Source organism: Citrobacter sp., from assembly GCF_050252275.1.
GTDB lineage: Bacteria > Pseudomonadota > Gammaproteobacteria > Enterobacterales > Enterobacteriaceae > Citrobacter_A > Citrobacter_A amalonaticus.
The window spans coordinates 1-9,199 of sequence record NZ_JBFWLF010000188.1; the positions used below are offsets into that span (position 1 = coordinate 1).

10 protein-coding genes and 1 pseudogene are annotated in these 9,199 nt (G+C 56.3%); 6 read left to right on the top strand and 5 right to left on the bottom strand.

Features of this window, described 5'->3' with window-relative positions; all coding sequences use genetic code 11:
* From lldP to trmL, 4 genes are all read left to right on the top strand, one after another.
* Window positions 1-1,322 (top strand): L-lactate permease (gene lldP / locus AB7E14_RS15555; RefSeq protein WP_428169653.1); only part of this gene is annotated, 1,322 nt, incomplete at its 5' end.
* Window positions 1,319-2,095: a transcriptional regulator LldR gene (gene lldR, locus AB7E14_RS15560; RefSeq protein ID WP_042998603.1), complete on the top strand. Its 777-nt coding sequence runs from the start codon at window positions 1,319-1,321 to the stop codon at window positions 2,093-2,095. The genes lldP and lldR, both read left to right, overlap by 4 nt.
* Window positions 2,092-3,279 (top strand): FMN-dependent L-lactate dehydrogenase LldD, encoded by a 1,188-nt coding sequence (gene lldD / locus AB7E14_RS15565; RefSeq protein WP_316962408.1) that lies wholly within the window; start codon window positions 2,092-2,094, stop codon window positions 3,277-3,279. The genes lldR and lldD overlap by 4 nt, the downstream gene beginning before the upstream one ends.
* Window positions 3,280-3,318: 39 nt before the next feature.
* Window positions 3,319-3,795, top strand: coding sequence for a tRNA (uridine(34)/cytosine(34)/5-carboxymethylaminomethyluridine(34)-2'-O)-methyltransferase TrmL (gene trmL / locus AB7E14_RS15570; protein WP_044328191.1), 477 nt, complete (start codon window positions 3,319-3,321; stop codon window positions 3,793-3,795).
* Between the two features lie 78 nt (window positions 3,796-3,873).
* Here the strand turns inward: trmL and cysE are convergent, their stop codons facing one another.
* The 5 genes from cysE to AB7E14_RS15595 form a co-directional block, all read right to left on the bottom strand.
* Entirely contained in the window at window positions 3,874-4,695 is an 822-nt protein-coding gene (cysE, locus tag AB7E14_RS15575) for a serine O-acetyltransferase (protein ID WP_042998606.1), read from the bottom strand.
* Window positions 4,696-4,774: 79 nt separating this feature from the next.
* The gene (gene gpsA / locus AB7E14_RS15580; protein ID WP_042998607.1) at window positions 4,775-5,794 is read right to left on the bottom strand and encodes an NAD(P)H-dependent glycerol-3-phosphate dehydrogenase; all 1,020 of its coding nucleotides are present in this window, start codon (window positions 5,792-5,794) and stop codon (window positions 4,775-4,777) included.
* Complete coding sequence (gene secB, locus AB7E14_RS15585) at window positions 5,794-6,261, bottom strand: protein-export chaperone SecB (protein WP_003024155.1); 468 nt, start codon at window positions 6,259-6,261, stop codon at window positions 5,794-5,796. Before secB ends, gpsA begins: the two co-directional genes overlap by 1 nt.
* A 62-nt stretch (window positions 6,262-6,323) precedes the next feature.
* Window positions 6,324-6,575, bottom strand: a complete 252-nt coding sequence (gene grxC, locus AB7E14_RS15590; protein WP_012908148.1) for a glutaredoxin 3 — start codon at window positions 6,573-6,575, stop codon at window positions 6,324-6,326.
* 32 nt (window positions 6,576-6,607) lie between these two features.
* Window positions 6,608-7,039: a rhodanese-like domain-containing protein gene (locus AB7E14_RS15595; RefSeq protein WP_042998608.1), complete on the bottom strand. Its 432-nt coding sequence runs from the start codon at window positions 7,037-7,039 to the stop codon at window positions 6,608-6,610.
* A 247-nt stretch (window positions 7,040-7,286) separates the two neighbouring features.
* On the opposite strand from AB7E14_RS15595, the gene gpmM reads away from it, so the two are divergent.
* Both gpmM and AB7E14_RS15605 read left to right on the top strand, forming a co-directional pair.
* Window positions 7,287-8,831, top strand: coding sequence for a 2,3-bisphosphoglycerate-independent phosphoglycerate mutase (gene gpmM, locus AB7E14_RS15600; RefSeq protein WP_316962409.1), 1,545 nt, complete (start codon window positions 7,287-7,289; stop codon window positions 8,829-8,831).
* A gap of 9 nt (window positions 8,832-8,840) precedes the next feature.
* Window positions 8,841-9,199, top strand: a pseudogene (locus tag AB7E14_RS15605) (murein hydrolase activator EnvC); the annotation flags it as partial.

Below are 9,199 nucleotides of genomic sequence, written 5' to 3' on the forward strand. Positions count from 1 at the left end.
CCGCCCAGCGTTTGCAAATGCTGATCGTCGGCTTCTCATTTGGCGCCTGCCTCGAAGGGGCGGCGGGATTTGGTGCCCCCGTTGCCATCACTGCCGCGCTGCTGGTAGGTCTCGGGTTTAACCCGCTGTATGCCGCTGGACTGTGCCTGATCGTCAATACCGCGCCCGTGGCGTTTGGTGCCATGGGGATCCCGATTCTGGTCGCCGGCCAGGTGACTGGGCTGGACAGCTTTGAAATCGGCCAGATGGTGGGTCGTCAGTTACCGTTCCTGACAATTATCGTACTGTTCTGGATCATGGCGATCATGGATGGCTGGCGCGGCGTGAAAGAGACCTGGCCTGCGGTCATGGTGGCGGGTGGTTCATTCGCTATTGCTCAGTACCTCAGCTCCAACTTTATCGGCCCGGAATTGCCGGACATCATCTCCTCGCTGGTCTCGCTGGTCTGTCTGACGTTGTTCCTGAAACGCTGGCAGCCGGTTCGCATCTTCCGCTTTGGCGATATGGGCGCATCGCAAGTTGATCAGACGCTGGCACGCACGAACTATACCGCCGGACAGGTTGTTCGCGCCTGGTCGCCGTTTCTGTTCCTGACGGCCACCGTAACCCTCTGGAGCGTGCCGCCGTTTAAAGCCCTGTTCGCTCCCGGCGGCGCGCTGTACGACTGGGTGATTAACATCCCGGTCCCGTTCCTCGACAAACTGGTTGCCCGCATGCCGCCCGTGGTTCACGAAGCTACCGCCTACGCGGCAGTGTATAAATTTGACTGGTTCTCCGCGACTGGCACCGCCATTCTGTTCGCCGCACTGCTGTCAATCGTCTGGCTGAAGATGAAGCCTTCCGCCGCCATTCAGACCTTCGGCAGCACGCTGAAGGAACTGGCGCTGCCGATCTACTCCATCGGGATGGTGCTGGCCTTTGCGTTTATCTCCAACTATTCCGGGCTCTCCTCGACGCTGGCGTTAGCGCTGGCGCACACGGGCAGCGCCTTTACCTTCTTCTCGCCGTTCCTCGGCTGGCTGGGGGTATTCCTGACCGGTTCAGATACCTCATCTAACGCGCTGTTTGCCGCCCTGCAGGCAACTGCCGCACAGCAAATCGGCGTGTCCGATGTGCTGATGGTGGCGGCCAATACCACCGGTGGCGTCACCGGAAAAATGATTTCGCCGCAGTCCATCGCCATCGCCTGTGCGGCGGTCGGACTGGTCGGCAAAGAGTCGGATCTGTTCCGTTTTACCGTCAAACACAGCCTGATTTTCACCTGCATGGTGGGCGTTATCACCACGCTTCAGGCTTACGTCTTAACCTGGATGATTCCATGATCGTGATGCCCAGACGCCTGTCGGACGAGGTTGCCTCTCGTGTGCGGGCGCTGATTGAAGAACAACAGCTGGAAGCGGGCATGAAATTGCCCGCCGAGCGCCAACTGGCGGTACAGCTTGGCGTCTCGCGTAACTCGCTGCGCGAAGCGCTGGCAAAGCTCGTCAGCGAAGGCGTGCTACTCAGCCGTCGCGGCGGCGGCACGTTTGTCCGCTGGCAGCATGAAGAGTGGTCTGAACAAAACATCGTTCAGCCGCTGAAAACCCTGATGGCCGACGACCCGGATTACAGTTTCGATATTCTCGAAGCCCGACACGCCATCGAAGCCAGTACGGCCTGGCATGCGGCGATACGCGCCACCACGGCCGACAAAGAGAAAATCAAACTCTGCTTTGACGCCACGCTCAGCGAAGACCCGGATCTTGCCTCACAGGCCGACGTTCGTTTTCATCTGGCTATCGCCGAAGCCTCGCATAACGTGGTGCTGTTACAAACGATGCGCGGGTTCTTCGACGTTCTGCATTCGTCGGTGAAACAAAGCCGACAGCGCATGTATCTCGTTCCGCCCGTCTTTTCCCGGCTGACGGAGCAACATCAGGCCGTACTGGATGCCATTCTCGCGGGCGACGCCGACGGCGCGCGTAAGGCGATGATGGCGCACCTCAGTTTCGTCCATACCACCATTAAACAATTTGATGAAGACCAGGCCCGCCAGGCGCGCATTACCCGTTTGCCCGGCGACCACAATGAAAATCCCAGGGAGAACAAAGCATGATTATTTCAGCCGCCAGCGATTATCGCGCCGCAGCCCAGCGCATTCTGCCCCCGTTCCTGTTTCACTACATCGACGGCGGCGCGTATGCGGAGCATACCCTGCGGCGTAACGTGGAAGACTTATCGGACGTGGCGCTACGCCAGCGCGTGCTGAAAAACATGTCTGACTTGAGCCTGGAAACCACGCTGTTTAACGAAAAACTGTCGATGCCCGTGGCGCTGGCGCCGGTCGGGCTGTGCGGCATGTATGCCCGCCGTGGCGAAGTGCAGGCTGCAGCGGCAGCCGATGCGAAAGGGATCCCGTTTACCCTTTCCACCGTCTCCGTGTGCCCGATAGAAGAAGTCGCGCCCACTATTAACCGTCCGATGTGGTTCCAGTTGTATGTTCTGCGCGACCGTGGATTCATGCGTAATGCGCTGGAACGGGCAAAAGCGGCGGGCTGTTCAACGCTGGTCTTTACGGTCGATATGCCGACGCCGGGGGCACGCTATCGTGACGCCCACTCCGGGATGAGCGGCCCGAATGCCGCGCTGCGTCGCTACTGGCAGGCGGTCACTCATCCACAGTGGGCCTGGGACGTCGGTCTGAATGGTCGTCCTCACGATCTCGGCAATATCTCCGCTTACCTCGGCAAGCCTACCGGACTGGAAGATTACATCGGCTGGCTGGCAAACAACTTTGATCCGTCAATTTCATGGAAGGACCTTGAGTGGATCCGGGAGTTCTGGGATGGCCCGATGGTGATCAAAGGGATCCTCGATCCGGAAGACGCCCGCGACGCCGTTCGCTTTGGTGCAGATGGGATTGTGGTCTCTAACCACGGAGGCCGTCAGTTGGACGGCGTGCTCTCTTCCGCGCGCGCACTGCCCGCCATTGCCGATGCGGTGAAAGGCGATATCGCCATTCTCGCGGACAGCGGTATCCGCAACGGGCTGGATGTGGTGCGAATGATTGCGCTGGGCGCAGATACCGTTTTGCTGGGCCGTGCGTATCTGTACGCGTTGGCGACGGCAGGTCAGGCGGGAGTGGCCAATCTGCTGAATCTGATTGAAAAAGAGATGAAAGTTGCCATGACGCTGACCAGTGCGAAATCCATCACCGACATCAGCAAGGATTCCCTGGTACAGGAAATCAACAAGCTCCCTGCCGCACTGGCACCGCTATCGCAAGGTGATGCGGCGTAATGAAAGTGTTATTCTGCCCCCCGTAATTAAGGGGGCAGCATGCTCAACATCGTCTTATTTGAACCAGAAATCCCGCCGAACACGGGCAACATCATTCGTCTGTGCGCAAACACAGGCTTTCGTCTGCATATTATTGAGCCGATGGGCTTTACCTGGGACGACAAACGCCTGCGCCGCGCGGGACTGGATTATCATGAATTTACTGCGGTGGTTCGCCATCATGATTACGCTGCATTTCTCGAAGCTGAAAAACCGCAGCGCCTGTTCGCTCTGACGACCAAGGGCACGCCTGCACACAGCGCGGTGAGCTATCAGGATGGCGACTATCTGATGTTTGGTCCGGAAACGCGCGGTCTGCCAGCCAGCATTCTCGATGCCCTGCCCGCTGAACAAAAAATACGTATTCCGATGATGCCGGACAGCCGCAGTATGAACCTGTCAAATGCCGTGTCGGTGGTGGTGTATGAGGCGTGGCGCCAGTTGGGATATCCTGGCGCAGTCTTGCGCACACTTTGAATCGTCGGATGGCGGCTGTCGCCTTATTCGACCTGCGGTTTTGTAGGCCCGGTAAGCACAGCGCCACCGGGCAAGAGCTCAAATACCGTCGCCGTACTCAAACGTATGGTGTATCCCGTTGAAATGCTGATCCATATCCATTGACGGCTTATCGCTGTCTGGCTTACCGACAATGCGCGCCGGAACGCCAGCGGCGGTGGTGTGCGGCGGAACGGGCTGTAACACCACGGAACCGGCGCCAATTTTCGCCCCACGTCCGACTTCGATATTGCCGAGGATTTTCGCCCCCGCGCCAATCATCACGCCTTCACGAATTTTGGGATGACGATCGCCACTGGTTTTACCGGTACCGCCGAGGGTGACCGATTGCAGGATCGACACGTCATCTTCGATCACTGCCGTCTCACCGACGACAATGCCGGTGGCATGATCGAGCATGATCCCACGACCAATCTTCGCCGCAGGGTGAATATCCACCTGGAACGTCACGGAGACCTGGTTTTGCAGGAAGATTGCCAGCGCGCGGCGGCCTTCATTCCATAACCAGTGACCAATACGGTAGGCCTGCAAGGCATGAAAACCTTTCAGGTACAAAAGCGGAGTGGAGTATTTATCGACCGCCGGGTCACGCGTGCGGACGGCCTGAATATCACAGGCTGCTGAGGCGATCATTTCCGGGTCTGCTGCGTACGCTTCTTCGACCACTTCACGGATCGCAATGGCGGGCATAATGGGCGATGCCAGTTTGTTCGCCAGCATGTAGCTTAGCGCACTGCCCAGATTCTCATGCTTGAGTAGCGTTGCGTGGTAAAAACTGGCCAGCATAGGCTCACAGTCTGCCAGAGCGCGGGCTTCGGTTTTTATATTGTTCCAGACGATATCCAGTTCTTCACACGGCATTGCGGGCTCCAGGTAATGAGGCTAACGACCGGCCCGTTCTTCGCGGGCCGGGTCATTTTTTAAAAACGGATCCTTGAGACTAGTGGCTGCTTCGCTCATCCTTGCGTGCACGACCTAATAACGTCAATGCTGCCTCGCGCGCGTTTTTTCCGCAATATAATACTTGATAAATTTCCTCGGTTATTGGCATTTCGACACCAAAACGGTGCGCCAACTCGCGAACTTCTTTTGTATTGCGGTAGCCTTCAACCACCTGTCCAATCTTGTCCTGCGCGCCTTGTACATCCATGCCCTGACCGAGCATCATGCCAAAACGGCGGTTGCGCGACTGGTTGTCGGTACAGGTCAGCACCAGATCGCCTAACCCGGCCATTCCCATAAAGGTCTGGGGATCGGCGCCCAGCGCCGCGCCCAGACGCGACATCTCTGTCAGGCCACGCGTAATTAGCGCAGTACGGGCGTTAGCGCCAAAACCAATGCCGTCAGACATTCCTGCGCCGATCGCAATCACGTTCTTCACCGCGCCGCCCAACTGGACGCCGATGAAATCCGGGTTGCTGTAGACACGGAAACTCTTACCGCAATGCAGCAGTTGCTGTAAGTCATCAGCAAAGGTGTCGTCAGTGGAGGCCAGGGAGATGGCCGTCGGCATGCCTGCCGCCAGCTCTTTCGCGAACGTCGGTCCGGAAATCACTGCCAGCGGGATTTTATCGCCCAGCGCTTCACGGGCAACATCCTGCAACAGGCGTCCCGTCTCTGCTTCCAGCCCTTTGGTTGCCCAGACCAGACGCGCGTCAGGACGCAGCAGAGGCTTAATCTGTCGCAATACTTCGCCAAAGACATGGCTTGGCACGACCACCAGAATATCGCGGCTGGCCGCCAGCGCAGTAGCTAAGTCGCTTTCGAGGCGTAACGTATCGGGGAAAGGCACATCCGGGAGGAACGCGACATTGCAGCGATCGTGCTCAAGGGTCGCGATATGTTTAGGATCATGGCCCCACAGGACAACCTGGTGGCCATTTCTTGCCAGGGTGATGGCAAGAGCGGTGCCGTACGAGCCGGCACCGATCACAGTCATTGAAGCATTACTTTGGTTCATCAGGCATCCTGATGTTCTTCAGTACCTTCGCCAGCCTGCTGCTGTAAATAGTTCATGAACAGCGCATCAAAGTTAACCGGCGCAAGGTTCAGTTGCGGGAACGTACCGCGTGAAACCAGGCTGGTGATGCATTCGCGGGCATACGGGAACAAAATGTTCGGGCAGTATGCGCCCAGGCAATGCGCCATCTGGGTGCCTTCGATTCCGCTGATAGAGAAGATACCGCCTTGCTGAACTTCGCACAGGAACGCCGTTTCTTCACCGAGGGAAGCCGTTACGGTAACACGCAGCACCACTTCGTATACGTCATCTGCCAGTTGAGTAGATGCTGTATCCAGATCAAGTTTAACCTCTGGCTGCCAATCTTTCTGGAAAACATGCGGCGCATTTGGCGCTTCGAAAGAGACATCTTTAGTGTAAATACGCTGGATCTGGAAAGCCATTTCGGTGTTGTTTTGTTCTGACATGTGTAGAAAACCCTTTAGTGTTGTCCTTAAATAGCGCTTGATGCCAATAACATGGCCCAGCGTTAGCTCAGCAGGGGATCAAGTCCACCACGCGCATCCAACGCATACAAGTCATCACAGCCGCCAATGTGCTGTGCATCAATAAAAATCTGTGGAACCGTCGTACGACCGCTGCGCTTGATCATCTCTTCACGCTTCACGGCATCGCCGTCGATCGGCAGTTCCTGGAAGCTCACACCCTTGCTGTTCAGCAGCGCTTTCGCACGATGGCAAAACGGGCAGGTTGCTTTAGTGTAGATCTCGATATTGGCCATACTTATCTCCAAATTCGTTTACGTCGGGAAAATTATTTCCCACGAACCAGCGGCAGATTCTCACCGCTCCAGCCCGCAACGCCTTCTTTCAGCACAGACACGTTCTCAAAGCCTGCTTTGATCAGCGCGTTTGCCGCTTCCTGGCACTGCATGCCGGAACCATCGACCACGATAACCGGTTTGTCTTTGTGTTTTTCCAGCTCGCCCACGTTGTTCGCTTTGATTTCGCTGGGCAGCAGGTTAATGGAACCCGCGATATGGCCTTTGCGGAAATCGTCACGCTGACGTAAATCCACGATAACGGCGTCTTCTTTGTTGATACGACGCGTGGCTTCGCCGCGAGTGATGACCTTAACTTTCGACGTCAGGCCTTTAAACGTGGTGAACAAAACCGCCACCAGTAACGCAATCCAGGCGATACTCAGTATGGGATGGCGGCTAACAAATTGCATAATTTCTTGCATGGGGGGTAACAACTCCCGACTCAGTGATTAAAAAAACCAGGACAGGAGTATACCTGCGCGTTGACGCAAATACAGCCAGCGCGTGCAATGGATTGCATTTTTGCGGGGCGCTACGGAAAAAAAAGTGCAAATCCGTACCATCCGTGAACCAGCCTGCCCCATTCTTTGATCTTCTGAGGCTATTTTATCGATTCAGCTGTAGTAAAATTACGCAATTATTTTTGTCTCTTGAGTGTGAGGTTTCGCAATGTCGGTTTCTAAAAAACCTATGGTACTGGTGATTCTGGATGGCTATGGCTACCGTGAAGACAGCCAGGATAACGCCATTTTTAATGCCAAAACCCCGGTAATGGATGCGCTGTGGGCAAAACGCCCGCATACCCTGATCGATGCTTCCGGTCTGGAAGTGGGCCTGCCCGATCGTCAGATGGGTAACTCCGAAGTCGGTCACGTTAACCTGGGTGCGGGCCGCATCGTGTATCAGGACCTGACCCGTCTGGACGTTGAAATTAAAGAACGCACTTTCTTTGCCAACCCAACGCTGACCGCCGCGGTTGACCAGGCGAAAAACGCCGGTAAAGCCGTGCACATCATGGGTCTGCTCTCTGCCGGTGGCGTCCATAGCCACGAAGATCACATCATGGCGATGGTTGAACTGGCCGCTGAGCGTGGCGCAGAGAAAATCTATCTGCATGCTTTCCTCGATGGCCGCGATACGCCGCCACGCAGCGCAGAGTCTTCGCTGAAAAAATTCGAAGAGAAATTTGCCGCGCTGGGCAAAGGTCGCGTCGCCTCTATCATTGGCCGGTACTATGCGATGGACCGCGACAACCGTTGGGATCGCGTGGAGAAAGCATATGACCTGATGACGCTGGCGCAGGGTGAATTCCAGGTTAATACCGCCGTTGAAGGTCTGCAGGCCGCCTATGCCCGCGATGAAAACGATGAATTCGTGAAAGCCACCGTGATCCGCGCCGCAGGCCAGGCCGATGCCGCGATGGAAGACGGCGACGCGCTCATTTTCATGAACTTCCGTGCTGACCGCGCGCGTGAAATCACCCGTGCTTTTGTTAACACCGACTTCGACGGCTTCGCGCGCAAGAAAGTGGTTAACCTGAACTTCGTAATGCTGACCGAATACGCTGCCGACATCAAAACGGCCGTTGCCTATCCGCCCGCCTCGCTGGCGAACACGTTTGGTGAGTGGATGGCGAAGAATGACAAAACGCAGCTGCGTATCTCTGAAACCGAAAAATACGCCCACGTCACCTTCTTCTTCAACGGCGGCGTCGAAGAACCGTTCACCGGTGAAGATCGCATCCTGATCAACTCACCGAAAGTGGCGACCTACGATCTGCAGCCGGAAATGAGCTCCGCAGAGCTGACCGAAAAACTGGTGGCCGCTATCGAAAGCGGGAAATACGACACCATCATCTGTAACTACCCGAACGGCGACATGGTCGGTCATACCGGTGTGATGGAAGCGGCGGTTAAAGCGGTTGAAGCGCTGGACCACTGTGTTGAGCAGGTGGCAAAAGCGGTTGAGTCCGTTGGCGGTCAACTGCTGATCACCGCTGACCACGGCAACGCCGAGCAAATGCGCGATCCGGCAACCGGTCAGGCGCACACCGCGCACACTAACCTGCCGGTTCCGCTGATTTATGTCGGCAACAAAAATGTGAAAGCGGTGGAAGGCGGCAAACTTTCCGATATCGCCCCCACCATGTTGACGCTAATGGGCATGGAAATCCCGCAAGAGATGACTGGTAAGCCGCTGTTCATCGTGGAATAATCCTTCCCCATGAGGGGAAAGACGATAAATAGCGAAAATGGGGCCATGAAACCAAGACGGTTTTCAGTCAGGCCCTTGATTTACGCCAGCGTGGTGAGCGCTGGCGTATTGTTGTGCACCTTTTCCGCCCACGCGGATGACCGCGATCAGCTTAAATCCATTCAGGCAGATATCGCCGCCAAAGAACGTGCTGTTCGTCAGCAACAGCAACAACGTTCTGGCCTGCTTGCGCAACTGAAGGCGCAGGAAGAGGCCATCTCCGCCGCCGCACGCCAGTTACGTGAAACGCAAAACACGCTTGCGCAGCTGAACAAACAAATCGAGGAGATGAATGCTTCTATTGCGAAGCTGGAACGGCAGAAAGCCAC